Here is a 26681-nt window from a genome sequence, read left to right as displayed (position 1 = left end):
GATAAGCATGAAACGGATATTACTACTACTTTGCGGAATAATACTTGTTCCTACTCTTGTCTGTTCCCAGCGTTTGGTGGAAGTAGGAAAGGGATATAGCTGTACTTCGGTCAATACGACGGTCTTTCGGAATAACTCGCTGGTGACGCACGGTGAGGAACAATATATCAGTTATTACGATAACGACGGCTATCTGATACTTGGAAAACGGAAACTGGATTCGAAACAATGGACTTTACACCGCACCCAATATCAGGGAAATGTAAAGGATGCTCATAATGTAATCAGTATGATGGTGGATGGAGAAGGTTACATACACGTGTCTTTCGATCATCATGGACATAAACTGAATTATTGCCGGAGCATTGCTCCTGGTTCTCTGGAACTGGGAGATAAAATACCGATGACCGGAATTGATGAAGGAAATGTAACCTATCCGGAGTTTTATTCTTTATCCGGAGGAGATTTACTGTTTGTTTATCGTTCCGGTTCTTCCGGTCGTGGTAACTTGGTGATGAACCGTTATTCGCTGAAAGAACATAAATGGACTCGTATTCAGGATATACTGATTGACGGAGAAAATAAACGGAATGCTTATTGGCAAATGTATGTCGATGAGAAAGGAACCATCCATCTTTCGTGGGTGTGGCGCGAAAGCTGGCATGTGGAAACAAACCATGATATATGTTATGCCCGTTCGTTTGATAATGGAGTGACTTGGTATAAATCAAGTGGAGAGCAATATGAACTTCCTATCAAATTGTCTAATGCAGAGTATGCCTGTCGTTTGCCTCAAAACTGTGAGTTGATTAATCAAACAAGTATGAGTGCCGATGCAGAAGGAAATCCGTATATAGCCACTTATTGGCGGGATCCCGACAGTAACGTGCCCCAATATCGTATCGTCTGGAATGACGGGAAAGTATGGCATCAACGGCAGATCACAGATCGCAAAACACCTTTTACCTTGAAGGGTGGCGGTACGAAAATGATACCTATTGCCCGTCCGCGTATTGTGGTAGAGGGTGGGGAAGTCTTTTATATTTTCCGCGACGAAGAACGGGGAAGCCGCGTCTCAATGGCACATGCGTCCGACGTCGGCATTAGTAAATGGACGATAACGGATTTGACCGACTTTTCCGTGGATGCCTGGGAACCGTCCCATGATACGGAGCTCTGGAAGAAACAGCGGAAACTTCACCTTTTTGTGCAACACACCCGTCAGGGAGATGGTGAACGTACAGCGGAAATTGACCCTCAAATGGTATATGTATTAGAAACAGATATGAATATAAATAAGTAAAGATATGAAGGAATTATCTGCAACTCTTTTTTTCGTACTCTTCCTAGGTGGTGTAATTCGTGTCTTAATTCATCATCAAGCTCATATATGGCTTTAACGGCTGGAGTATTCTACCTGTTAGTTCACTAATATTCATCTGTATATGTGTACCGGGCAGTCGCTCGGTACTATACATGCACTTCCCTTTACACAGATAATAATAACCGTTATTTACCGACAGTTGTTTATCCGATAATTCCAGTTGCATTTCATCTTCGGGAAAAGCTGCGGCATAGATTTGTAGCACTTCTTTGGCATTGATGATACGTGCCATGCCCAACGGATGTTGAGGCTGTTGATCTTCGGGAGGTAAGAGTTGAACCATGCACTTATATCCGGTGTGTTGCCTGATAGCATGCAATAGGCTATATTCCACATCTTTATCTTCAGCGCAAAGCTCATTGATAATGATATGTTTGTCTCCTTTATATATAATAGTCACCCCCTTGATTTCGTTTTCTTGTCTGGCTACAAATAAGTATCCTCCGCTGATGGCAAGATCAGTCATAATAACCTGAAAGTCTTCCAGCGTGTGCTGAATACAGCAAGCCCGTTCGGAAAGCTTCTTATTCAAATAAGAATAGATCTCTTCCTGAAACTCTGATACCACACTGACCGCTATCTCTTTAGCAGGAATAAACTCCGGCAAAACGATCTCTTTAGTTGAATACTTGAATACGGAAGCATATCCCATGCGGGCATAATAGTCGAACAACCAGGGCTCTGCCGGTATCAATGTACTGAAATATACTCCATTCCGCAGCATCCGGGCGAAAGACTGTGATAAGAGCTCTCTCATAACCCCTTTGCTTCGGAAATCGGGATGCGTACAGGCTCCTGAAATATAGGAAGTCTGCACTGTTTCTCCGCCGAAAGTCATCGGATAAGGAAGCATCTGAAGCGCAGAGATTACCTCATCGCCACTTTGGATGGCGACATTCACCTCTGTTTTATAGCGCAGTCTGAAGTACATTTCAACGAATTCTTCACTATCGTCAAAACAGATTTTCCACAATGCTTTTACTTGCTCCTTTATCATCATATTTATAATGGATTTACCATTTTACCATATTCATGGGATGCTCTTTGAGGCAAGCCATATATTTTTCCAGAATCGTTGCCGGCTGGTAAGACAGTTTGGCTTTGCGTAAACCCTCAATACCTAAATCCTCTTCCCGGTTGATATAGATATATTGTTCGGGAATCCGGTTGGCAAATTCATAATTAATCATGGCATACGCACCTTCAATACTGGTATCCGCTTTTTCTACATGTACGCCGAATGTTTCATGATTGATAGGCATACCGAATGTGAATGCGACAATTTTACCGTTCACATGCAAGATACCTCCCGTCAGTCCGAGTGCCTCGAAGTTGTGGAGAGCATAAATCAGGGCGCGACGTTCGTTGCCTGTCCCCTCCTGTTGGTCACAGTTATTCACTTTACACCACTCTGCTTCCAGATCCAGACATTCCTGAATACGGTCCGGGGTAATCGGTGTGTATTCGTAATCCGGATAAGTGTTGCGGAACCGGTTGATATGATTTCTTTTCGCCTGGAATTTCTTCCCTTTCAGCGTAGATAGATCACTTCTCAAATAAATATAATCCGCATAGTCGCGGTCTTCTGTGAAAGTGAACTGTTCCGGAAGGATAGCTTCGAGATCAGCGCGCATATTGCTGCACACTCCCAGCATACAGAAATGCTGGTTCTCTTTGCGGGCATCTTCTATCAGTTCCCACAATACTGCTTTCAAATCTCCTGTGCCTACGGGCATCATATAAGCAAGTTGTTCTCCCGCCCAGAACTTGAATACCAGAAAGTTGTCGACCACTGCGAATTGAGTGTCATATAAGAACCTCCAGCTGCAAAGATTGGAGAATGAAAGATCGCAATTGCGGCGATCACTTTTCATCGTGAATGAGGTGATTGTGTCTTTGTCTGCTAATGTGATATCTTTAAATGGAATCATAAAATTGCTTTTTGCGTTTAACTCTTTATATAACGGAAAATCAAGAGATTTTGTTTTTACAAGACACCTAATAATCGAAGGAGCGTAGGTGTGAGTAGTGCAGTGAAGATTCCATTCAGTGTCAGTCCCAGACTGGCGTATGCTCCATATTTACTGCTGATATCCATTGCGGTGGAAGTTCCGACAGCATGAGCGGCTGTCCCCATCGAAAGCCCTTGGGCGATCGGACTGCCTACACGCATGATTTTCATGGTCTTAAAACCACAGATTGCTCCTAATAAACCTACTGCCACAACAACTGCCGCCGTCAGTGACGGAATACCGCCAATGGCTTTGGTTACTTCCATCGCAATCGGAGTCGTAACCGATTTGGGAGCCAGAGACAGGATTACTTCTTGGGAAGCTCCCATAAACTTCGCAATCAGCACTACTGAAATAACTCCGACAATGCAGCCTGCCAGTTGAGACAGAAGGATTGGCAATAACTGCTTTTTTATCATCTCCAATTGAAGATATAAAGGTACGCCTAAAGCAACAACAGCCGGGCGGAGCCAGAACTCGATCAGATGTCCTCCTTTATTATAGGTCTCGTATGAGATATTTGTCATTTTAAGGAAGATGATTAATAGGGCGATGGTCAGCAATATAGGATTTAATAATACCAGTCCTGTTTTCTTCTGAAGCAATTTGGCAAAGAAGAAAATCCCGAAGGTGATAGCCAGCAGGAAGAAATTATTCTCTAAGAAACTCATTTGTCTTTATTCGTTAAGTTGATTTTATCTTTAAGGTGCAGTTTCTCCGACAGATGGAAATCCGTCAGATGAAGTTTGCGCGCCAGCTTAATCTGACGTGCCAGCCTGAACTTGCGGACGATTTGATGTACCCATCCCGTAACGACAAGTACAAGCGCGGTGCTGACAATGGTCGCTGTTACTATCGGCCAGAACTCTGCCGCAATAACATCAAAGTATAGCATAAGAGCCACACCGGGCGGAACGAAAAAGAATCCTAAGTTGGCAACCAGAAAGTCGGACAATCCCTGTACCCAGTGTAGTTTAATCCAACCTAATTTTAAAAAGAGGGTGAGCAGCAGCATACCGATGATGCTGGAGGGGAGCTTGATACCCGTAAGATAAACTATTAATTCACCCAAAGCCAAACAGCCAAATAAAATGGCGCACTGACGTATCATATACTAATAACCTATTGATTTTGTTTGAAAACACTGCAAAGGTATGAAAAATAGGAGTACAGTGTTAAATATTATAATATTTTAGACTTGGGAGAGAAAAATAGCCGAAATTGTAATGTGGATATTGCAAAATTGAGTACTTTTGCACCGCAAATTACAAATTGTAAGGACGTTTTATAATAATATTCAATATATCTATGCTCAATTTAATCAACCAAATCGTGGCGCGTGCGAAAGCAAATCGCCAACGTATTGTTCTTCCGGAAGGAACTGAAGAACGCACATTGAAAGCTGCCAATATGATTTTGACAGACGAAGTAGCCGATCTAATTTTACTGGGTAAACCGGCAGAAATTAATGAACTTGCTACAAAATGGGGATTGGGAAACATCGGTAAAGCTACTATCATTGATCCTGAAACTTCTCCGAAACACGAAGAATATGCGCAGTTGTTGTGTGAACTTCGTAAAAAGAAGGGGATGACTATCGAAGAAGCCCGCAAATTGACGAGCGATCCTTTGTTCTATGGTTGTTTAATGATTAAGAGCGGTGATGCTGACGGTCAGTTGGCTGGTGCCCGCAACACTACTGGTAATGTATTGCGTCCTGCTTTGCAGATTATCAAGACTGCTCCGGGAATCACTTGCGTATCCGGTGCTATGTTGCTTCTGACTCATGCTCCTGAATACGGAAAGAATGGCATTTTGGTCATGGGTGACGTTGCCGTAACTCCGGTTCCGGACGCTAATCAGCTGGCACAGATTGCTATTTGTACTGCTCAAACTGCGAAAGCCGTTGCCGGTATTGAAAATCCGAAAGTGGCTCTGTTGAGCTTCTCTACCAAGGGTTCTGCAAAACACGAAGTAGTTGATAAAGTGGTAGAAGCTACTAAGATTGCAAAGGAGATGGCTCCTACGCTTGATCTGGATGGTGAAATGCAGGCTGATGCTGCTCTTGTTCCGGAAGTCGGTGCAAGCAAGGCTCCGGGTTCTCCTGTGGCTGGCGAAGCAAACGTATTGATTGTTCCGAGTCTGGAAGTTGGTAATATCTCTTATAAGTTAGTTCAACGTCTGGGACATGCTGACGCTGTCGGCCCGATCCTTCAGGGTATCGCTTGTCCGGTAAACGACTTGTCTCGTGGTTGTTCTATCGAAGATGTATATCGCATGATTGCTATCACGGCTAACCAGGCTATTGCTGCAAAGGCAAATAAATAAGTATTAGATATAAGGTAGTAAGTATTAAATTGACAACGACATGAAAATTCTGGTATTGAACTGCGGAAGTTCATCTATTAAATATAAATTGTTCGATATGACCAGCAAAGAAGTGATTGCGCAAGGTGGTATCGAAAAAATCGGTCTGAAAGGATCTTTCTTGAAACTGACTTTGCCGAATGGTGAAAAGAAAATTCTGGAAAAAGATATTCCTGAACATACAGTAGGAGTTGAGTTTATCCTGAATACGTTGATTCACCCCGAATATGGCGCTATCAAATCTTTGGATGAAATCAATGCCGTAGGTCACCGTATGGTACACGGAGGCGAGCGTTTCAGCGAATCTGTATTGCTGAACAAGGAGGTATTGGAAGCCTTTACAGCTTGCAATGATCTGGCTCCGTTGCACAATCCGGCTAACTTGAAAGGGGTAAATGCAGTTTCTGCTATTCTTCCTAACATTCCGCAGGTAGGTGTATTCGATACGGCTTTCCATCAGACAATGCCGGATTATGCTTACATGTATGCTATTCCTCACGAACTGTATGAAAAGTATGGTGTACGTCGTTATGGCTTCCACGGAACTTCTCATCGTTATGTGTCAAAACGTGTATGTGAATTCTTGGGTGTAAATCCGGTAGGACAGAAAATTATCACTTGCCACATTGGTAACGGTGGTTCTATCGCTGCTATCAAAGATGGTAAATGTATGGATACTACTATGGGCTTGACTCCATTGGAAGGCTTGATGATGGGTACTCGTAGCGGTGATATTGATGCCGGTGCAGTAACATTTATCATGGAAAAAGAAGGCTTGAACACAACCGGTGTTTCCAATCTGTTGAACAAGAAGAGCGGTGTACTGGGCATTTCGGGTGTATCAAGCGATATGCGTGAACTCTTGGCTGCTTGTGCGGCTGGCAATGAGAAAGCTATCCTTGCAGAGAAGATGTACTATTACCGTATTAAGAAATATATCGGTGCTTATGCTGCTGCATTGGGCGGTGTGGATATTATCCTGTTTACTGGTGGTGTAGGTGAGAACCAGATGGAATGTCGTCGTGAAGTTTGTAAGGATATGGAATTCATGGGTATCGAACTTGATAACGAAGTAAATGCTAAGGTTCGCGGTGAAGAAGCAATCATTTCTACTCCTGCTTCTAAAGTGAAAGTAGTAGTGATCCCAACAGATGAAGAACTGTTGATCGCATCGGATACAATGGATATCCTGAATAAGTAATAATTTTATTGCTGATATACAAAAAAAAGATGGACTCGATTTCGAGTCCATCTTTTTTTTGTCTTACTTTGCATATCAAATAGTTATATCCCGTTTTTGATATGCGTTACTCCGTCATAATTCCCGTTTATAATCGTCCCGATGAAGTGGATGAATTATTGCAAAGTCTTACTGTACAACACTTTAAGGGTTTTGAGGTTGTTGTTGTTGAAGATGGTTCTTCCATTCCCTGTAAAGGAGTAGTAGACCGGTATGCAGATCGGTTGAATATAAAATATTTCTCTAAACCCAATTCCGGTCCGGGACAAACCCGTAATTACGGAGCAGAACGTAGCGAAGGCGAATACCTTATTATATTGGATTCTGATGTCATCCTTCCCGAAGGCTACTTCGATGCGGTAGAGAAGGAGCTCACCACTTCTCCTGCCGATGCTTTTGGTGGCCCCGACCGTGCACACGATTCTTTCACTGATATTCAGAAGGCAATTAACTATTCCATGACCTCTTTCTTCACGACCGGAGGTATCCGTGGCGGAAAAAAGAAGATGGACAAATTCTATCCCCGTAGTTTTAATATGGGAGTTCGCCGGGCAGTGTACGAGGCTTTGGGAGGTTTTTCAAAGATGCGTTTTGGGGAGGATATTGATTTCAGTATCCGTATCTTTAAGAATGGGTACACTTGTCGTCTTTTTCCTGATGCCTGGGTATATCATAAACGTCGGACTGACTTGAAAAAATTCTTCAAGCAGGTGCATAACTCCGGCATTGCCCGTATTAATCTTTATAAGAAATATCCGGATTCTCTGAAACTGGTGCATTTGCTTCCAGCCGTATTTACATTGGGAGTGGCGCTTCTATTATTAGGAAGCCTCTTCTGCCTCTTCAGTTTCACGCCTATCATTCTCTATGCATTACTCGTATGCATTGATTCTACTATTCAGAATAAAAGTCTGTCTATTGGCGTTTATTCCATTGCCGCCGCATTTATACAGCTTATCGGCTATGGTACAGGCTTTTGGCGCGCATGGTGGCAGCGTTGTATCAGAGGGAAGGATGAGTTTGAGGCTTTCCAAAAGAATTTTTATAAGTAATCCATTTTTTATTTGCCTATTACCATTCCTATTTTTGTTTAAAAGGAATGTTGTCTGACACCCGGGTGTCAGACAAGTTATACTTTCATGGAAAAAAAGTAATGGATGCAATCGAAGAAATTTTTATAGGCTATATCTTTTTTCATTTAGTGGAGTGCAAATCACATTTCTTATTCTTCCCTTAAACCCCAGCAATTTGTCGCCTATCTGTTTCAATGGGAAGATAAGTGTTTCCTGATACCAAATGCTGTCTTTACGCAGGCTTTTCTGATTGTAAACTACACCGATTCGTCCTTCCAAACGTTCTTGTAGCTCTCCGTTTATGTAAAGTGAGGTCCCTTTGGCATCTCCCTCTACACGAACCTTTGTCCATTTTTCCACAGGCAAACGATAGGAATGGAAGATGAATTCATAGCCGTCGCGCGAGAATGCGAATTTACCCGTATTTTGCCAGTTCGCGGTGAAAACAGAATGGGGACCTTTGAATAAGACCGCATTGATATTGGGCTTTGGATCTGCGTAGATTTCAAATTCCACACTATATGGATAACCGATTTCGGGTATAGAGGTAAGAACCGAGTCGTTACCTTGCAGGATAATTTCCTGGCCGGAAAGCGTTAGGTCTTTTCTGTCATCTATGCTGGCCTGTAGATTTACGCCCGGTGCTTCCGGTGTTGTCCTGCACCACGTTTCGAAGGTTTCAAACGGTATGTTTCTTGTGTTTTCTCCTTTCCAAAGTTTCTCGCTCATAACCTGCATGGCAGGAAAGGTGCGTATATGTACATCCTGTTGGCTGATTCCATTTCCGACACGGTCGTTCCATACAGCAAACATGGCTCCTAATAAATTAGTAGACTGCTCTATCATTTCTCCCTCTTGCATCATTCGTGGTGACCAACTCTCATATATCCATTGATGATCCAGAAAGTTATGGTAGTAATTCACGGCTGGTACGATATATAGAAATGCATCGCATGTATTAATCGCTTTGGCTCCTTCCTGCAGTGCGGTTTCTAAGTCTAGCCAGCTATAATTCCATGCATTGACCGTTTTTCCTTTCAGATTTACGGGGGTATTTCCTTTCATGTGTTTCAGACTTCCCCATAATCGCGGATTTTTTCCATATTTGGTGATATACTTCAGATAGTATTCAGTGAAATAGCGGAATTGTTCCGCTTCTTTGAGGTTGTACTCATCAGTGCCGATATGTACGTCCGGTCCGACAAATACCGGGTGATCTCCCGAGAGATATTCGTCAAACAAAGTATCAAGGAAATCATATACCTCTTTTTTATAGAGGTCGAGATGATCCATACCATATTCTTTTTTGTCGGCTGCCAGTATCGGATTGTAATGAGTGAAAGCGAGTGAGTGTGCCGGAACATCAATTTCTGGGATGATATTGATTCCATATCGTGCGGCCATTTGCTGGAAGTTGCGGAATTCTTCTTTGGTGTAGGAACCATCTTTGGATGTGAGTCCCGGAAAACGGTCGCTTTCCAATCTGAAGGCGGCGTATGTTTTGTTCCAGTCATTATCGAAAAACTCAACGAAACCATTATCATTCAGATGTATTTGCAGTTCATTCATTTTATAGAACGAGAGAATTTTTACGTAATCCTGCAAATAGTCCATTGTGAAAAATTTCCTGGCTACGTCAATCATCAGTCCGCGGTGAGCATACTGCGGATAATCCAATGCTTTTCCTTTCATGAGTCCAAAAGGCTGGTTATGGATCATTTGCAACAGTGTGCGAGTTCCCCAGAATACTCCTTTTACGGTGGAGGCTTCGATGGTTACATGGTTGCGTATATCCAGTTCATAGCTTTCTTCTCCCAATGATGAAGGCGTTTTTTTCACTGACAGATAGATAGAATGATTTTTCGGTTTTCCGGAGGTTACCTGATAATTCCAGCCGAACATATCTTTTAAGTCTTTTGCCATTATTTCCGCAGTTTCTTTCAACAGGCTTTCTGCTTCCGGAGCGATTATAATCTTTCCTGTTTCCGGTAGTGTCAGTTTGCCTTTTGCCCCATTCCAATGTTGTAAGGAGGGAATCACCTGCGGGATATCCGTTTGAGCGTATACTGTCATTCCTAATAGTAGTAAGATGGATAAGATGCTTATTCTCTTTTTCATATTTATTAGATGTTTATATATTAATCTTGATAGCGCAAAACTACGATATTTGGAAGTAAAGGGATTCTAAAAATAGACTTATAGCTTCCAAAATTCATTTTTTCAGTTATATAGGAGTATCTTTGTGACTTAATTTGATTAATAATGGAAAGTAAACACAAACTATCCATCAACCAGTGGGCACTGGAAGACCGCCCACGGGAAAAAATGATGGAGAAGGGAGCAGCCGCATTGAGTGATGCCGAACTACTCGCTATATTGATTGGCTCCGGAAATACGGAAGAAAGTGCTGTCGAATTGATGAGACGCCTGCTCCTGTCTTGTGATAACAATCTGAATTCATTGGCAAAATGGGAAGTGTGTGACTATTCCTCTTTCAAAGGTATGGGCCCCGCAAAGAGCATTACAGTGATGGCAGCCTTGGAATTAGGCAAACGAAGAAAGCTGCAAGAAACCAAAGAGAGACTTCGAATCACTTGCTCAAAAGATATCTATGATATTTTCCAACCGATCATGTGTGACTTGGAACAGGAAGAATTCTGGGTGCTCCTATTGAACCAGGCAACCAAACTAATTGATAAGGTACGTATAAGTACTGGTGGCATAGACGGAACTTATACCGATGTGCGCACCATTCTCCGGGAAGCATTGCTGCAAAGAGCTACACAAATCGCGGTGGTGCATAACCATCCTTCGGGAAATATTCATCCCAGCCAACCGGACAGGAGTTTGACAGAGCATATCCATAAAGCGGCGGAAACGATGAATATCCGTCTGATAGATCACGTCATCGTTTGTGAAGACGGATTTTTCAGCTTTGCAGATGAGGGCCTACTCTAATTAGTAATACTACCTTATTTAAGTGAGAATATCTTATTTATTCTCACTCCTGCATTCATTTTTATACTGCGTGGGCGTCAAGCCTGTGTACTGTTTGAATGCAGTACTGAAATAACGTAAAGTAGTGAAACCTATCTGATCTGATATTTCAGTAAATGTCAGATCGGTGGTTTTTATCAGAGTAATGGCTTGCTCCAACCTGAATTTGTTGATATAGTCATTTGCCCCCATATCGGTGATAGCCTTCAACTTGTTGTAAAGAGATGTTTTACTCATTCCGATCTCTCTGCAGATAAAAGGAATATCTAAAGACGGATTGCTGATATTCTCGGAAATGAGCTTGTTAAACTTTAACAAGAACGTTTCATCCGCCTGGCTGAAAGTACTCTCCAGCGGTTGAGGGAAGTTGCCTATATGTTGATAGTGCTCTTTCGTTTGCTCCCGGTTGTATAGCCGGTTCTGTATAATCTTAACAAGAGTGTCTATCTCAAAAGGTTTTCCCAGATAAGCGTCCGCCCCGATTTTATACCCATACAGTCGGCTCTGTTCATCATTGCGTGCCGTGAGCAGAATCACAGGAATATGACTGATGCCGATATTCTCTTTTACCGCTTTGCACAGTTCGTATCCATTCATAACCGGCATCATCACATCGCTCACTATAATATCCGGAACTTGCTTTTGCGCTATTTCGAAAGCTTCCCGGCCATCATGTGCTATATAAATTGCTTTGAATAAGGATTTCAATTCTTTGGAGAGGAAATCTGTCAGGTTATGATTGTCGTCTACCAATAGCACTGTGTAATTCTGCGTAGAGAAGTCGAGTGTCTCGGGAGCGTTGATCTCATGATCTACGTCCGGTGTAATCAATTCATTGATGTAAGGTTTCGGCTGGCAGATGACTTCGCCTGACTCCAATCCCAAAGGCAAGTCGAAGAAGAAAGTGGCTCCTCCCGCTTCGTTGTTCATGGCTCCGATTTTACCTTTATGCAATTCTACCAGCATCTTGGCGTATGAAAGTCCGACTCCGCTACCGCCAATTTCCTGCTTGCCTTGATAGAAACGGATGAATACTTTCTCCATGTCTTCCTCTTGCATACCTTCTCCCTGATCCAAAACGGAAACACGGACGTATGAGTCATTTTTGCTGGTACGGATAGTGACGGTTGTGTTTTTAGGACTGTGTTTCAGTGCGTTCGTCAATAAGTTTGTGACTACGATTGTACACATACCCTTGTCAAATACCACCTCTTTTATGCTGTCGTCGAGCTGATAATCTATTTGCACTTCCTGGGCAGCTCCCTCGTCCGTAAAATCGGCACCAATCTCCTTTATCCATGAGTTAAATGGATAGGCTTGGAGTTTCAACTTGGTTTCTCCTACTTCCATCTTACGTACGTCCAGCACCATGTTGATAAGATCTTTCATCCGTTGAGCCTGTTTATGTATATTCTTCAACGGTGGATAAATGGCATCTGTAGAAGGAAGTGTCTTTAATATGCGGCTTAGCGGGGCATATATGAGTGTGAGCGGAGTTCGCAGTTCATGGCTGATATTAATCAGAAAACGAACTTTTTCTTCATACACATTCTGCTCGTGTTCTTTCATCATCCATTTCATCTTGTTTTCTTTGCGTCGAAGCAGAACGAAAACAATTTGTACCACAATGCCTATGCAAGCAATGATGCAGAGAGAAACGAACCACCAGCTTCTGTACCAGGGTGGCAGTACGTTTAATGTGAAAAGAAACTGGGGAGTTGTTTCATTTCCTTCCTGTGTGTTACAGCTCACCATGATGGGATAACTTCCCGGAGCAAGAGATGGGATCATCAATTCTGGGTTGTAGCCTTCGGTTTTAAGGTCTCCCATTTGGAAATGATAGACTTTGAGCCGGAGAATGTCCGCACCATAAGTCATGACACGGATCTTAATGTTTTTACTGTTCCAGGGGATGGATATCTTGTCTTGATTGAGCTGATACATCCTGTTCTCTCCGTTTATGGTCAGTTCGGCAAGGCGTATTTCCGGAGAGTCACTACTCTTTTCTATTTGAGTGTCTGCATTGATACATAGTAAGCCTTTTACACCTCCCATATAGATGTTGCCTTTGGGGGAAATGAGACGGGGCTCGGCCAAGTATTCATTGGGGGAAATTCCATCCGCTTCTCCGAACCATACAAAACGTTTGGTATCGGTGAGCCATATAAAGAGTTTCTGTTCAGCTCCTATCCACACTTTTCCTTTATTGTCGCATAACACGGTATTTACTTCATTAAATAAGGTGGTAGGAATTCTTTCGAATTTGCGGGTATCAGGGTGATAGGTGTACAGGCCACGGGTGCCTGCAATCCAGAATACGCCCTTGTCATCCCTGGATACAGCATTGAAGAATCCCTGTGGAGCACTTGCAAATATCTCCACTGTGTCTTTTTTACGATCCAGTCTATATATATTATAAGGATCGTTCAGGTAAATGGCAGTGGAATCATATCCAATGGAACTCAACAAGCCTTTTATTTTCACTTCTTTGGCACAAGGGACAGGAGTGAGTTGCCGGGTGGAAGTATGGTAGCGGTAAGGAGGCGAACTTAATATTAAGATCGAATTGGGAGTATCCCGGTATAAGTTGATTGGCTGTCCGCTATAGCGGATGTGATGCTCTAATGAAGGGCTCATAATAGCGAAAGGACGCTTCTTTCCTGTCTTTTTATCGAATATGAAGATACCTTTGGAAAAGGCAGATACTAACAATTCGTTGGGTGTGAAGCCGGTGATGGAGACCATCTTGTCTCCCCAAGTGTCGGGATAGTGCACAAATGTTTCTGTAGAAGGAATGAATTTATTGATACCTCCTCCGTCCATAGCGATCCAGAGTTCTTCGGAAGCCGGTTCCTGATATAGTTGTAATACCGTACTTTGACTTAATCCTTTGTTGTGCCCTAACACAACATTAGTGTAAGTTCTCATGGATACTTCACGAATGTTGATAACCCCTTCACGTTTACTTCCCGCCCATATATTTCCGGCAGAGTCGCTATGCAGGCAGAGTATTGTATTTGTGGGAAGGGAATGATTATCTCCGGAGATATGTTCGAGTACGGTAATATTGCCGGTTGTGGGATCGAGGATATTGATACCTCCCCCGTCTGTTCCCATCCATATTTTTTGTTTGAATTCGGTCATGCACAATACGATGTCACTGCTCAAACGGGAGTTTTGAGTGGTATAGCTGGCTATCAATTTTCCCTGGGCGGAGAAACACTTGACGCCATTGTTGTAGGTTGACAGCCATATTCTTTGTTGGGAGTCTATGATGATTCCTACGTTGTCGTTCCCGTATTGGAAAGGAAATGGGGTTATCTCGAAATTCTTGAGGTTCATTTGCAGTATTCCCTGTTGCCAGCTTAGACACAATATGGTATCGGGTTTCCACATTTGTATGGATCGTATAATGAACGGCTCGTCGGTCTTGAATTCCCGTATGAGAGAAATCGTGTTGGTGGCATAAGAATATTTATATATCTTGTTGATCCCTCCGAACAGAAGCCCGTCTGCTATTTTGCAGATCGATTTGGCAATGATGGGCTGATTATTTAGTTTGGGGATAAAGAAGTTGTCGTGAATAAGAGAATAACGGGCGATTCCTGTGGTGGTCAGTATCCAGGTTGTCTGCTGATTATCTTCAATAATTTGCAGGATACTGTCGTTAGGCAGGGAATTTTCATTATCAGGTTGTGCGGTGTACTTTTTGAGTTCCGTTCCATCAAATCTGATTAGTCCTGTCGGAGTACCGATCCAGATGAATCCCTTTTGTTCGGTATAGATACAGCTGATGATAGACGGCATTCCGTTTTGGGAACCAATCAGTTTAAAGTCGTAATGGTTACCTATACTTATTGCTGGAAATGTGCCTACGATAAGAAAAGCCAGTAAGCAGAAAAAGTGTTTTATCCAAATACTTTTTTTCATCAGTCAAGATTATTAAGGGGAGATTAGTGAAACAAAAGTATGATTAATTCCGCTAAAACAAAAGAAATATTTCCAAAAACCGCCACAAAGACGTTCAAAAACGGAATATGGATGTTTTTGGAAACATTTTGGCGATTTTATGAACTCGCCATTCTGCCAATCAATCTATTTTTGTGGTGTATTTCAATGCCGGATAGTGTGGGCTATTGGCAAATGGAACTCAAAAAAACTTTTAGTATTAACTTTAATATAATGTTATGAAGAAAATGCAGATTAGGATGCAACTGGTGTGTCTCTTTTCAATGCTTTTACTGTTCTTCCCTGTGGAGCTCTTTGCTCAACAGGGCACTATCACTGGTAAGGTGGTAGACGAACGTGGCGAGTCCGTAATCGGAGCAACCGTTATGGTGAAAGGTTCTACTGATGGTACCATTACCGATTTGGATGGAAACTTTAAAATTAACGGTAAAGTAGGTACAACGATAACTGTCAGCTATGTGGGCTATGCTCCTTTGGAAGTGAAAATCACTAAGCTAACAGGAAATCGGTTCGTGATGAAGGAAGACTCCAAAACTTTAGATGAAGTGGTGGTAGTCGGTATGGGACACACAGAAACGTAATACTATTACAGCGGCTGTAGCAACAGTTAATGCGGATGCAATCGCTACCCGTCCTGTGACGGATGTAACCAGCGCCTTACAAGGTAATGTGGCTGGTTTGAACTTTGCTTCGGATGCTTCTGAAAGCGGTACCGGTGGTGAAGTTGGCGGAGAAATCAAATTTAATATTCGCGGTATCGGTTCTATTAATGGTGGAGAGCCTTATGTATTGGTGGATGGTGTGGAACAGAGCTTGCAGAATGTAAATCCTGCCGATATAGAAAGTATCAGTGTATTGAAAGATGCTTCTGCAGCAGCCGTGTATGGTGCTCGTGCTGCGTATGGTGTGGTGTTAGTAACGACCAAGAGCGGTAAACAGGATAAAGCCCGGGTGACTTATCGCGGTTCTGTGGGTATGAGTGCACCTATCAACATGCCCGAGATGATGAACTCTGTAGAGTTTGCCAATTATAAAAATGCGTACCGTTCGGCAATTGGTGAGTCTCCATACTTCTCACAGGAGACTATTGATTTGATGAATCAGTTTTTGCAGAACCCCTATGGTGAAGGTCTGCCCGGTATTACCGCCAATCAGGAGAATACCAGTTGGCGTGGCGGTGAATCGCAGTATGCCAATACCGACTGGTTTGATTATTTCTATAAAAACAAATCTTTGCGTCATTCACACAATCTAAGTATCTCCGGTGGATCGGACAAAGTGACTTATTATGTCGGTCTGGGTTATACTTACCAGGGTGGTTTGCTGGATCGTGTAGAAGACTCTCTGGATAAATACAACGTGAATACCAAATTTCAGATCAAGCCGAATGACTGGTTGAAGTTTAACTTCAATAACAATATCACGTTGAATCTGATTTCCCGCCCGCTCCCCGATATGTCTATTCTTTATCATCAGATAGCTCGTTCGCAGCCTAATATGGTGACTGAAGTTCCTATTTCCGGGCTTTATAATCTTCCTTCATGGAATGAAGCTTTGTATCTGGACAATGTGGGCTATTCGCAGAACCGCATTTCTGATGCCATGACTTTTGCAGCTACTGTTACGCCTCTGAAAGGCTGGGACATTATCGGAGAGATGAAAGTTCGTTTTGATGTGCAGAATGATGAATTCTTGCAGAAGCAGCCCCGTACCACACGGCCCGACGGAACCATAGAGAATGTTACCGCTCCCCGGCAGGGATATTCTTATCCCGGTATCGAATATTCGAATTCTTTGTGGGGATCAATGACTCGTGGAAATCAATTCAACTATTATTTGTCTCCCAGTGTGTCGTCTTCATATACGAATCAATGGGGTGACCATTTCTTTAAGGCAATGGCCGGTTTCCAGATGGAAGTGCAGCAAAACTCAAGCATGTATGCGTATAAAGACGGAGTGATGAGCGATGATACATTCTCTTTTGACAATGCAAACGGAAAAGCCTATAATAGTGAAGCGCGTGACCATTGGGCAACCATGGGATTCTATACCCGTTTGAACTGGAACTACCAGAATGTCTATTTTCTGGAATTTAGCGGACGTTATGATGGTTCGTCACGTTTCGCTTCCGGCAATCGTTGGGGATTTTTCCCTTCTTTCTCTGCCGGTTATGACATTGCCCGTACCGACTACTTCAAGCAATGGAGCTTGCCTGTTTCACAGTTGAAAGTGCGTTTGTCTTACGGACGTTTAGGCAATCAGAATGGAGCCGGACTATATGATTATCTGAACTTCATGACATTGAGACCGGACTATTCAAATGCATGGTTGCTTTCCGGTGTCACTTCGGCTACTCCGGTACGTGGTACAGTCGCTTTAACACCTTCTATGGTAAGCCCGTACATTACATGGGAAAAAGTGGATAATGCCAACTTAGGTTTCGACCTGACTTTGCTTAACAATCGTTTGACGATTACGGCGGATATTTACCAACGTACGACCAAAGACATGATTGGCCCGGCTGAAGCAATTCCTGATATTGGCGGTATTGCTGTTGACCAACGTGCTAAAGTAAATAATGCAACGCTACGTAACCGTGGATGGGAATTGTCGGTTAACTGGTCTGACCAGCTGAAGAATGGTTTCAGTTATGGAATCGGTTTCAATATCTTTGACTACAAAGCAGTGGTAACCAAATACAATAATCCGGAAGGATTGATTTATAACAACCACACCGGTCTGGTTCGTAACAAAGGTTATTACCAGGGAATGGATTTAGGTGAAATCTGGGGATATGAAGCAAATGATCTGTTTCTCACCAACCAGGAAGTGGATGAATATCTGAGAGGAGTAGACATGTCTTTCTTCAAACCGAATAAGGATTGGCAACGTGGTGATTTGAAATATATCGATTCGAACGGTGATGGTAAAATTGATCCGGGTTCGGGTACATTGAAAGATCACGGTGATTTGAAAATTATCGGTAATACGACTCCTCGTTACTCCTTCGGTCTGAACTTACATGCCGGTTATAAAGGTTTTGAAGTTTCCGCATTGTTCCAGGGAGTCATGAAACGTGATTTCCCGATGGCTGCAAGTACTTATCTGTTTAGCGGTGATTCCAACTTCTTTAAAGAACATTTGGATTATTATAATGTGTACAACCCGGGGGCTTACCTGCCGCGTCTGACAAAACCCGACAGTCCTGAATATAATGCGAACGTAGGTTACAACACTTCACGTTATTTATTGAACGCAGCTTATATGCGACTCAAAAACTTGATGATTTCTTATAACTTCCAGCCTAAACTGGTTAAGAAGATGGGATTGGAGAACTTGAAAGTGTATTTCACTTGTGATAATCTCTTCACGATTGACAATTTGCCGGACGTATTCGATCCTGAAACCTTGAATCAGGTAAATACATGGGCTGGGGGTAGTAACGAAACTGCTCCGGGATTGACTTCCCCAATGAAGCAAAATGGTAACGGAAAGGTATATCCGTTGAATAAAAACTACGTATTTGGTATTGAATTTACCTTTTAAACCATAAGATATGAAAAGAATATATATAATGGCTTTTGTAGCCGCTTCAATATTACCATTTTCATCCTGTTCTGATTTTCTGGATAGGGAACCGATAACCAAGCCGGAAGCCGGTAATTTTCTGACAGGTGCCATACAGGTCGAAAACTATATTAACGGACTATATATGACGTTGCCGTCTTTTAGTAAGTTCGGTTTGGGAGTTCGCAGTGAAGAAAAGAATAGTGACAATATTATTGCAGAAAAGTATGATGCCCGTTTGCATGGACAGAATAACCAGTTTAGCGGAGCTTCCGATTGGCAGACTGGTTATCAGAACCTGCGTAAAGTGAACTATTTTTTCCATAATTATAAAGTACCCGAAGCACAGGAAAACGAAGATGTACTGTCGTTGAAAGGGGAGGCTTACTTTTTACGTGCCTATTGGCATTTCGATTTATTGAAGAAATTCGGTTCTATTCCGGTAATGGATGCTTTTTGGGATGAGAATGCGACAATCGCAGGATTACAGATTCCCGCAAAGACACGTAATGAGGTAGCCCGATTTATTTTGAGTGATTTGGTTGAGGCGAAGAATCTGTTGCATTCGCGCGGTAAATATTCCGGAATTCGTATCAATAAAGAAGCTGCCATGGTTTTGGCAATGAATGTGGCGTTGTATGAAGGAACTTGGGAAAAGTATCACAGCAGCGATGATTTTGCATCTTCCACTAACGAATCAAATTATTTCTTGGGTGAAGTTATTAACTGGGGAAATGAACTGTTCGGTTGTGGCATTGATCTGTATAAAACCGGGCAAAATCCGGGAGATGCTTTTGCGGCATTGTTCAATAGCAAAGATTTGTCAGGAATGGGCGAAGTGCTATTGTGGAGGAAATATTCGAGTGATGAAGGAGTCTTTCATGATGTCAACGGTAATCTGAAGGCAGGTGTTGTCGACTCGGAAGGAGCTGCCGGAATTACTCAAAGCCTGGTGGATAATTATCTGAATGCCGATGGAACATTTATTGATCCGACAAATGAGAAATTTAAGGATTTTAAGGAAACATTTGAAGGCCGTGACCCTAGATTGATTCAAACGGTGATGAATGAAGGTGCCAAATTTGCTTCTGCCACTACTGCGACCCCAATGCATCTGGAAGAATATACGGATGAGAAGAAGAATACTATTAGTCCTCCTAAATTGGCAGGAGATGGAAACACACGTTCTTTGACGGGTTATCACATCCGTTTGGGAATAGATACCACCTTTGTAAGTGGTAATGGTGAGACTGCTTTACCTATTATTCGTTATGCCGAAGGTCTTTTGGCTTATGCAGAAGCTGCTGCTGAACTGGAAATGTGGAGCGATGATATAGCGAATAAGACATTGAAAGCGCTTCGTGAACGTGCAGGAGTGAAATATCTGGCACCGGCAAAGGATGCTAATTTCACCGATTTCGGTTATACATTGACTCCTGTTTTACAGGAAATCCGTCGTGAACGCCGTTCTGAACTTGCTTTGCAAGGTTTCCGGCTGGATGATCTCATGCGTTGGAAAGCCGATAAACTGATTGTTGGAAAGCGTGGTAAAGGTGCTTATGTAGGTGATGAATCTATTTTATTCAAATCTTACAGTCCGGATAATCAGAAAAGAATCAGAGAGCGTCTGACCCTTGATGATAACAAATGGGCGGATCCGATGGCCGGGACTCTGCCAAGCGGATATCAATTCCATGCAGATAGGGATTATCTGTTACCGATCCCTCCTTCAGAATTGGAATTGAACAAAAAGTTGAAACAAAACCCGAAATGGTAATCATTAATAATGATATAATAGGATAGATTATGAAGAAATATTTCTATAGATTATTACCAATTTGCCTGTTTATCCTTGTAATGACAGGCTGTAATGACACCGAGACGGTTATCTCTATCGGAGAAGCCCGGAATCTGGTGGCCGAAATCAGTACTCAAAGTGCTGCTATCGGAGATAATGTGACCTTTACTGTGAAGGTAGATCAGCAAGACAATCAGTTGGCACTCGAAGAAGATATAGACGTTGTTCTGACTTTTGCAGGTAAGAATGTAGAAGGAAAGGATGTCCCTGTATCTGATGTCTTTGAAGGCTTTGCCGGTCATCTTTTTATGAAGAAAGGTGAGAAACAGGGATTTACCGAATTTAAGGTAAAGAACGATCTGGCTAAATATCCTATATCGGGTACTATCACCGCTTATGTCAGAGGATACAAGATCAATGCGGCTGAACGTCCGATTGTGGTATCTGATAAACACTACACCATCTTGTCATTGAAGAACAATTCGGACAATACGGTGAAAGAGTATGGCTCATTTATTCTGGTCGCTACGGTAGGAGCGTCAGCTAAGGAAGATGTAGTCGTTCATATTGATGCGGGTGAAGATGCGGATAAATATGAGAATCTGCCGAGCGAATTGGTGGTGAAAGCCGGGTATAAAACAGCTGAATCTGAACTTATATGGGTGAAAGGAGAGAAAGGACCGAATACTTTCACTTCTGTGTCTATGTCTTTTGCTACCGATTCTGAAATTCATCCGGTATATGGGGACGAGTTGGAAATTAAGGTTACTGATACGGATGCAGGTTTGACTCCGGGCACCGAGTTAACCAATGAGCAATGGGTTTATACAGATCCGGATCAGATATTTGTATCAGCCAGCAATAAAAAGGCAGTAGAAAAATGGGATGAGGTCAGAGCTGCGTCAGCACTATTGATAAAGGAGGGTGATCCGCATCCGAATGAAGCGTTAGCTGCTGAAGGATGGACATTCCTGAATTCTTATGAGTTCCATCCGATTGATGCTTTAACAGAAGGTACCGGACTCCCCAATCAGTATGGTAATCGTCCTCCACGTTTTATGGCGGCACAGAATGTGGCTAACACACAGAAAGTACAAGCGGTTGTAAATGAGAAATATGCAACGATGACTCAAGATGGATATTTGAAAATGTGGTGTGCGTATGATCCGGGAATCAGTGTGACAGGGGAAATTACGGGAACAAGAGATTTTGGAGTTTCCTCCCTCTATGCAAGTAAGTTTGATGGTGTGCCTACGGGTGCTGATTCTTGGGAATCCAGCAATGTACGCATTTTGCCGGGCACTCGTGTGGAAGTTAGAATCCGTGTGCGTGGAAAGAAACACTCTTTCAACTCGGCAGTCTGGTTCCAAGGAAATATCAGAGGTGTGCAATGGTCTACCTATGGTGAGGTTGATCTTCTGGAAAATCCGGCTACCAATGCGAATCCGAATGGCGCTTGGCAGACTTTCCACTGGAATGATATATCCACTTCATCCGGTGATAAGTATAAACCGTCTTCAGGACAGTTGATAATATCGGATATGGATGAATTCGATATCTATTGGATGGAATGGAGAGATAATAACGAGATTGCTTTAGGTATTAATGGTAAAGAGAATGTACGCATGAGGACTGACGGCAGCTATACCGGAATAGCTAATGGAACGGCTTCATGGAACTCGTCTACACATTGGCCGTTTACGGACAAATACAATACGGAAGGGTTACATTTACTATTGACATTTGCCGGATGTAATGAATGGGCGCTTGGTGACGCTGCGGCAGAACAGGCTGCTAAAGATGGTAGTTGGGCAAACGATTTTAAGCATATTTCTTATCAGGAAAGTAAGTCTAGCAATGATACGCCACGTATGGAAATCGACTGGATACGTTTCTATAAGAAGCCAACCTACGACTATTTTGGAAGTGGTACTCCAACGCGTAACAAACCAATGTATTAATGGTTGTTGAAATAAAGATATTTAATCGAACAAACTTTTATATAGTTATGAAAAAGGTTTATCACTTATTGAGCGTTGCACTGCTGGGCGCAATGGCACTAACCTCTTGCGAAGAGGACAAGATAGTGAATGAAAATAACGGTGAAGGGAACGAAACCGACAAGAATCTGACTGATTATTCATTTATAGCTTCTATTAAACAGTCCGCCCCTTTGGGTCGCAGCAATTTGCAGAATGGAGTGTATACATGGAATAAAGGAGATGCTGTTACATTATGGAATCGCAACTTCGGAGCCGGCTATGATTTCTCTATCACCCCGGGGTATAATGACAACCAACCTGACAAATCTGCTGAATTCACAGGAAAAGCTGCTGTAGAAAATGGCCATAAGCTGATTGCGGTATTTCCACGGAAAGAAGCAAAAACATTTAATGACCTGGCTACCTTTTCTATGCCGGAGACATTTACTCAGACTGGAAAAACAGCAGAACTGGCAGCCACTACCTATATGGTTGCCACCGGGGATGTGACTGATAATAAGATTCCTGCATTAACGTTTTCACCATTGACTGCATTGATACAGTTTGGTTTGAAAAACACGTCGGACCGGGAACTGAAGATTCGCTATATTACGCTGGAGAGTGATGATGATGTATTTCCCGCAGAGTTGAAGATCGACGAAGACGGAGTGGTACAGAGTCTTTCAGGTATGCGTAACAAACTGACACTTGACATGAGTGGACAAGCATTGGCGCAGAATGAAACATTAAACGGGTATTTGAATATATTACCTACAACCTATGGTGATACCCGGTTGATGAAAAGTACGACCGAACTGAATATTACAGTAAGCGTTTTGAATAATGAAGTGGAACAGGATATTATCCTGCTGAAAAAAGTAAAAGTCAAAGATTTGGAGGATAACATCGGACTTGATATGGATGCTACTGCCAATCAGTTTGCAGCCGGCAAGCATTATAAAATGGATTTTGAGGTAGATTATCGTTTCAGAATTCCTGATGAGGGCTATATGATCGATGATGATGGAAATATTCATATCTATAATAAGACTGGATTATTCGGATGGAATAAAATTGCGGATGAATACCGTAAGGCAACTGTTACTTTAGAAAAAGAATATATCGATGAACCGGCAGGGGATGGAATAAAAGTGATTGATATGGGTAATGAACTTTGGGAACCTATTAGTGCGTTTGGAGGTGTATTTGAAGGTAATGGTGTTACCATCCGCAATTTGCAAATAGCTAATAAAGGTTTTATAGCTACCAATACGGGAACTATCCGGAATTTGACTTTGGAAAATGTAAGTTTCTCTGCTGATATCACAGAGGGAGCAGGATCATTGGCTGCCGAAAGTTCAACGAGTGTCATTCAGAATTGTACAGTCAAGGGAGTGACTGCAACCGTTATAAAACCGGTAGTTTTTGGTGGTTTGATCGGTCGAAACTCCGAAGGAAGAATAGAAGGTTGTCAAGTTATCAGTGGAACTATTAACCTTAATTTGAGTGGTGCTGGTAATTCTAATTATGGTGGCTTGGTTGGTGAGCATTTTAATGGAACGGCTCTTATTATAAATTCGTATGTCGGTGCAGATGTAACAATCAAGCATCCTAGTAACTCTAGTGGTGCATCCTGTGTCGGCGGACTTGTTGGCTGGAACAACTCCGGTAAAGTCAAAGGTTGTTACTCATTAGCCAAACTTGAGGTTTCTTGTTCCGGACAAGTAGGAGGACTTATAGGGGCTAATAGTAACGGTACGGTTCTGGCCTGTTATGTAGCCGGTTCAATTAGTGGAACTATCTATAATAATACTGGCGGTTTCATTGCACAGAATACCATTAATAATGCTGATGCTACTGTGACGGCTTGCTACTCGACCACGCAGATAAATGTGACTAATAATGCTGGAAGTAATAAATTGGGAGCTTTCGTCGCTTCGAATTCAACAGGAATCAACCAGTGTTATTTCGTAGGCGAGACGGTGACTAATCCTGTAGGAAGCGGATCTGTAAATGGAATTAGTAAGGTAACAGCTACTCAACTCAAGGATAAGAAACGTCAGATGAATTTGGCAATAGAAGCCAAGGATCCAGAATTTGGTTTTAGCTTTAAAGTGAATGAGGATGCCGGAACTAATATATACTGTCCGTTGATTCTACAGGGGGCTGTGAAAGAACCTGGCTTCGGTGGATCAGATTTTGGAGATGGTGGTGATATTTAAATAACTGATAACAGAAAAAAATAAATCATGAATAAAATCTATTCTTTATTAGGGATCGGGCTGCTAAGTGCAGCCACCCTAAGCTCTTGTAAAGAAGATGTTTTCATTGAAGGTGGGGATGAACTGCAACGGGGAGAATCACAGACTTATGTGGCTGTTGCTTCTATCCGGGGGTATGAAAATACGGACAAAGAATCGTCTACACGTGCCAACGTACAAGATGACGGTAGTTCCTTTATGTGGAATGCCGATGATAAGGTTACACTTTGGAATGGAACAAATGGCTATGATTTCACAACCATAAATTATGATGAGAGTGAACCGTCTGGAAATGTGGAATTTGCAGGGAATGGTAACTTTGAAGAGGGAGCTACTGTTTGGGGAATCTATCCGAAAAAAGATGTTCCGACTTCAGGGAATGTTTTCACTTTTACGTTGGGAGATGCTACGCAAAGTGCCCAAAAAGCAGAGCTGCAGAATACGATGCACATGCTTGCTAAAGGCACGGTGAATGGGACTACCGTCACCAATCTTAAGTTTGAACATTTGACAGCTCTTTATCAGTTTAAATTCACCAATCGAAGACCGGATGCCTATAAAGTGACAAAGGTGGTTGTTTCGGCTGATGCTGCTATTTTCCCAAAAACGTTGACAGTTTCGGGAGAAGAGAAAACGTATGGTGATAAAAGTAATAGTCTGACTTTGTCTATGACAAGTTTGGACATGGCAAAGAATGAAGTTGCATACGGTTATTTGAGTTTCTTCCCGATGGCAGACATGACAAAGGATACAGAATTAACCTTTACTGCTACGATAGAAAAAGTGGGAGATTCTTCCTCTACGGAAACAATAGAGAAAAAAGGAAAGATCAGTGAACTTTATAATGCCGAATCGGTGGTAGCAGGAGATGAATATAAATATGTGGCTGGAAAGCGATATGGTATATCATTTATGCTGGTGGCAGACTTGGGATATGAGGAGACTGAAGCGGGTAAGTATTTAGTCAAGAAAGAAGACGGGTTGATAAATTTGGCAATTGAACCGACTGTTATGACGAATGCTGCTACGGTAATTACATTAGATGCTGATCTTGATATGTCGACTAAAGAGGCATGGGTACCGGTTACGGAGTTTAAAGGTATATTGGACGGCAATGGCAAGACTATTTCCGGTCTTACAATTGAAGCAACAGGAAACGATGCCGGTTTGTTTATAACTAATAATGGTATCATTAAAAATTTAACTCTTAAAGATGTAACAGTGAAACAAGTGTCAGGCGCAGCTGGAGCATTTGCAGCAATAAATACCGGAACGATTCAGAATTGCGTCATTGATGGAGGAGCGTTGACTGTCAATGGAGCAGATGCTAAGTTAGGGGCTATTACCGGACATAATCAGACTGGTGCGTCAATGATAAAGGATTGTAAGGTAAAAGGTAATGTGGTACTGACTGTTGCCGGTGGTAAAGTAAATGCCGGTGGATTGGCAGGTGTGAACGGATGGTGGTCTAAGGCACAAATACAAGGTTCTTCGATTGACAAGGAGGTATCCTTTGTATATAGAGGTAATGGTGAAGGTGCCATCGGAGGACTTGTGGGTTGGAATGTTCAGGGAACCATAACTGGCTGTTATTCTTTGATGACTATTACTGCATTTACAGCTGTGAATGCCGGTGGTCTGGTGGGAGGAAACGAAGGACCTGTAACCGCTTCGTTTGCTGCTGGTGAAATAGTGGCCAAAGCGTCCGGAAATATTGGTGGTTTGGTGAAAAATGGTGGAACTTTGACAGGATGTTATTCAACTTCTGTGCTTTCTGGCACTGCTTCTGTTACCATTTGTGGAATATCAACGGGATCAGTGACAGCAAACGAATGTTATTTTATGTCCGACGGAGTTTCGAATCCGGGTGGAAACTTACCAACTTCAACTAAGGTAAGCGATGCTGCTGCCCTTATTGACAAAATAGCATCCATGAATCAAGCGGTAGCTGGCTCTGGTTACAAGTATGTTGAAAATACAGGAACCGATAGTGCCAGAGTACCTTTACTCATTCAACCGGATGAATAATAA

Annotated in this window: 15 protein-coding genes and 1 pseudogene; 10 read left to right on the top strand and 6 right to left on the bottom strand. The window is 42.4% G+C overall.

What is annotated here, in order from left to right:
• The first annotated feature begins 7 nt into the window (after nucleotides 1-7).
• On the top strand, nucleotides 8-1303 hold the full coding sequence (locus DW862_RS00785; protein WP_120067097.1) for a BNR repeat-containing protein: 1296 nt from the start codon (nucleotides 8-10) through the stop codon (nucleotides 1301-1303).
• 64 nt (nucleotides 1304-1367) lie between these two features.
• Here the strand turns inward: DW862_RS00785 and DW862_RS00780 are convergent, their stop codons facing one another.
• The 4 genes from DW862_RS00780 to DW862_RS00765 are packed head-to-tail and all read right to left on the bottom strand — an operon-like array spanning nucleotide 1368 to nucleotide 4507.
• Nucleotides 1368-2384 (bottom strand): GNAT family N-acetyltransferase, encoded by a 1017-nt coding sequence (locus tag DW862_RS00780; protein WP_120067096.1) that lies wholly within the window; start codon nucleotides 2382-2384, stop codon nucleotides 1368-1370.
• A gap of 13 nt (nucleotides 2385-2397) precedes the next feature.
• Nucleotides 2398-3315 carry a DUF2156 domain-containing protein gene (locus DW862_RS00775; protein WP_004305058.1) on the bottom strand — a complete coding sequence of 306 codons (918 nt, stop codon included), beginning with the start codon at nucleotides 3313-3315 and terminating at the stop codon, nucleotides 2398-2400.
• Nucleotides 3316-3371: 56 nt separating this feature from the next.
• Nucleotides 3372-4067 carry an LrgB family protein gene (locus DW862_RS00770; RefSeq protein WP_117683201.1) on the bottom strand — a complete coding sequence of 232 codons (696 nt, stop codon included), beginning with the start codon at nucleotides 4065-4067 and terminating at the stop codon, nucleotides 3372-3374.
• Nucleotides 4064-4507, bottom strand: a complete 444-nt coding sequence (locus tag DW862_RS00765; protein WP_008024417.1) for a CidA/LrgA family protein — start codon at nucleotides 4505-4507, stop codon at nucleotides 4064-4066. The genes DW862_RS00770 and DW862_RS00765 overlap by 4 nt, the downstream gene beginning before the upstream one ends.
• 197 nt (nucleotides 4508-4704) lie before the next feature.
• Here DW862_RS00765 and pta point away from each other — a divergent pair, with 197 nt between their 5' ends.
• The 3 genes from pta to DW862_RS00750 all read left to right on the top strand — a co-directional run bounded on the left by pta (nucleotide 4705) and on the right by DW862_RS00750 (nucleotide 8055).
• Nucleotides 4705-5724 carry a phosphate acetyltransferase gene (gene pta, locus DW862_RS00760; RefSeq protein ID WP_008024419.1) on the top strand — a complete coding sequence of 340 codons (1020 nt, stop codon included), beginning with the start codon at nucleotides 4705-4707 and terminating at the stop codon, nucleotides 5722-5724.
• A 40-nt stretch (nucleotides 5725-5764) separates the two neighbouring features.
• The gene (locus DW862_RS00755; protein ID WP_087317015.1) at nucleotides 5765-6964 is read left to right on the top strand and encodes an acetate kinase; all 1200 of its coding nucleotides are present in this window, start codon (nucleotides 5765-5767) and stop codon (nucleotides 6962-6964) included.
• A gap of 101 nt (nucleotides 6965-7065) precedes the next feature.
• Nucleotides 7066-8055: a glycosyltransferase family 2 protein gene (locus DW862_RS00750; protein ID WP_087317012.1), complete on the top strand. Its 990-nt coding sequence runs from the start codon at nucleotides 7066-7068 to the stop codon at nucleotides 8053-8055.
• Nucleotides 8056-8178: 123 nt separating this feature from the next.
• Here DW862_RS00750 and DW862_RS00745 read toward each other — a convergent pair whose 3' ends face one another.
• The gene (locus DW862_RS00745) at nucleotides 8179-10194 is read right to left on the bottom strand and encodes a family 20 glycosylhydrolase (protein WP_120067095.1); all 2016 of its coding nucleotides are present in this window, start codon (nucleotides 10192-10194) and stop codon (nucleotides 8179-8181) included.
• A gap of 144 nt (nucleotides 10195-10338) precedes the next feature.
• On the opposite strand from DW862_RS00745, the gene radC reads away from it, so the two are divergent.
• A complete protein-coding gene (gene radC / locus DW862_RS00740) occupies nucleotides 10339-11034 on the top strand; it encodes a DNA repair protein RadC (protein ID WP_004299741.1) in 696 nt (231 codons plus the stop codon).
• A 33-nt stretch (nucleotides 11035-11067) separates the two neighbouring features.
• Here radC and DW862_RS00735 read toward each other — a convergent pair whose 3' ends face one another.
• Nucleotides 11068-15003, bottom strand: a complete 3936-nt coding sequence (locus DW862_RS00735; protein ID WP_083444151.1) for a response regulator — start codon at nucleotides 15001-15003, stop codon at nucleotides 11068-11070.
• Between the two features lie 257 nt (nucleotides 15004-15260).
• On the opposite strand from DW862_RS00735, the pseudogene DW862_RS00725 reads away from it, so the two are divergent.
• The 5 genes and pseudogenes from DW862_RS00725 (at nucleotide 15261) to DW862_RS00705 (ending at nucleotide 26678) form a co-directional block, all read left to right on the top strand.
• Nucleotides 15261-18588 (top strand): annotated as a pseudogene (locus DW862_RS00725) (SusC/RagA family TonB-linked outer membrane protein).
• Nucleotides 18589-18598: 10 nt separating this feature from the next.
• The gene (locus tag DW862_RS00720; RefSeq protein WP_004299745.1) at nucleotides 18599-20386 is read left to right on the top strand and encodes a RagB/SusD family nutrient uptake outer membrane protein; all 1788 of its coding nucleotides are present in this window, start codon (nucleotides 18599-18601) and stop codon (nucleotides 20384-20386) included.
• 29 nt (nucleotides 20387-20415) lie between these two features.
• The gene (locus DW862_RS00715; protein WP_004299746.1) at nucleotides 20416-22368 is read left to right on the top strand and encodes a DUF5006 domain-containing protein; all 1953 of its coding nucleotides are present in this window, start codon (nucleotides 20416-20418) and stop codon (nucleotides 22366-22368) included.
• A 47-nt stretch (nucleotides 22369-22415) separates the two neighbouring features.
• Nucleotides 22416-24611 carry a peptidase M26 gene (locus DW862_RS00710; RefSeq protein ID WP_243636438.1) on the top strand — a complete coding sequence of 732 codons (2196 nt, stop codon included), beginning with the start codon at nucleotides 22416-22418 and terminating at the stop codon, nucleotides 24609-24611.
• Between the two features lie 27 nt (nucleotides 24612-24638).
• The gene (locus tag DW862_RS00705; protein WP_087321600.1) at nucleotides 24639-26678 is read left to right on the top strand and encodes a GLUG motif-containing protein; all 2040 of its coding nucleotides are present in this window, start codon (nucleotides 24639-24641) and stop codon (nucleotides 26676-26678) included.
• Nucleotides 26679-26681 lie beyond the last annotated feature (3 nt).

The organism is Bacteroides sp. AM37-9, assembly GCF_003603455.1.
GTDB classification, from domain to species: Bacteria; Bacteroidota; Bacteroidia; order Bacteroidales; family Bacteroidaceae; genus Bacteroides; species Bacteroides xylanisolvens.
This window is presented reverse-complemented; position numbering and strand designations above follow the sequence as displayed.

Excerpts from the sequence above, each read along its gene's own strand:
- DW862_RS00765 (WP_008024417.1), bottom strand. The coding sequence starts at position 4,507 with ATGATACGTCAGTGCGCCATTTTATTTGGCTGTTTGGCTTTGGGTGAA.
- pta (WP_008024419.1), top strand. The coding sequence starts at position 4,705 with ATGCTCAATTTAATCAACCAAATCGTGGCGCGTGCGAAAGCAAATCGC.
- radC (WP_004299741.1), top strand. The coding sequence starts at position 10,339 with ATGGAAAGTAAACACAAACTATCCATCAACCAGTGGGCACTGGAAGAC.
- DW862_RS00785 (WP_120067097.1), top strand. The coding sequence starts at position 8 with ATGAAACGGATATTACTACTACTTTGCGGAATAATACTTGTTCCTACT.
- DW862_RS00715 (WP_004299746.1), top strand. The coding sequence starts at position 20,416 with ATGAAGAAATATTTCTATAGATTATTACCAATTTGCCTGTTTATCCTT.
- DW862_RS00780 (WP_120067096.1), bottom strand. The coding sequence starts at position 2,384 with ATGATGATAAAGGAGCAAGTAAAAGCATTGTGGAAAATCTGTTTTGAC.
- DW862_RS00775 (WP_004305058.1), bottom strand. The coding sequence starts at position 3,315 with ATGATTCCATTTAAAGATATCACATTAGCAGACAAAGACACAATCACC.
- DW862_RS00745 (WP_120067095.1), bottom strand. The coding sequence starts at position 10,194 with ATGAAAAAGAGAATAAGCATCTTATCCATCTTACTACTATTAGGAATG.
- DW862_RS00705 (WP_087321600.1), top strand. The coding sequence starts at position 24,639 with ATGAATAAAATCTATTCTTTATTAGGGATCGGGCTGCTAAGTGCAGCC.
- DW862_RS00770 (WP_117683201.1), bottom strand. The coding sequence starts at position 4,067 with ATGAGTTTCTTAGAGAATAATTTCTTCCTGCTGGCTATCACCTTCGGG.
- DW862_RS00750 (WP_087317012.1), top strand. The coding sequence starts at position 7,066 with ATGCGTTACTCCGTCATAATTCCCGTTTATAATCGTCCCGATGAAGTG.
- DW862_RS00755 (WP_087317015.1), top strand. The coding sequence starts at position 5,765 with ATGAAAATTCTGGTATTGAACTGCGGAAGTTCATCTATTAAATATAAA.
- DW862_RS00720 (WP_004299745.1), top strand. The coding sequence starts at position 18,599 with ATGAAAAGAATATATATAATGGCTTTTGTAGCCGCTTCAATATTACCA.
- DW862_RS00735 (WP_083444151.1), bottom strand. The coding sequence starts at position 15,003 with ATGAAAAAAAGTATTTGGATAAAACACTTTTTCTGCTTACTGGCTTTT.
- DW862_RS00710 (WP_243636438.1), top strand. The coding sequence starts at position 22,416 with ATGAAAAAGGTTTATCACTTATTGAGCGTTGCACTGCTGGGCGCAATG.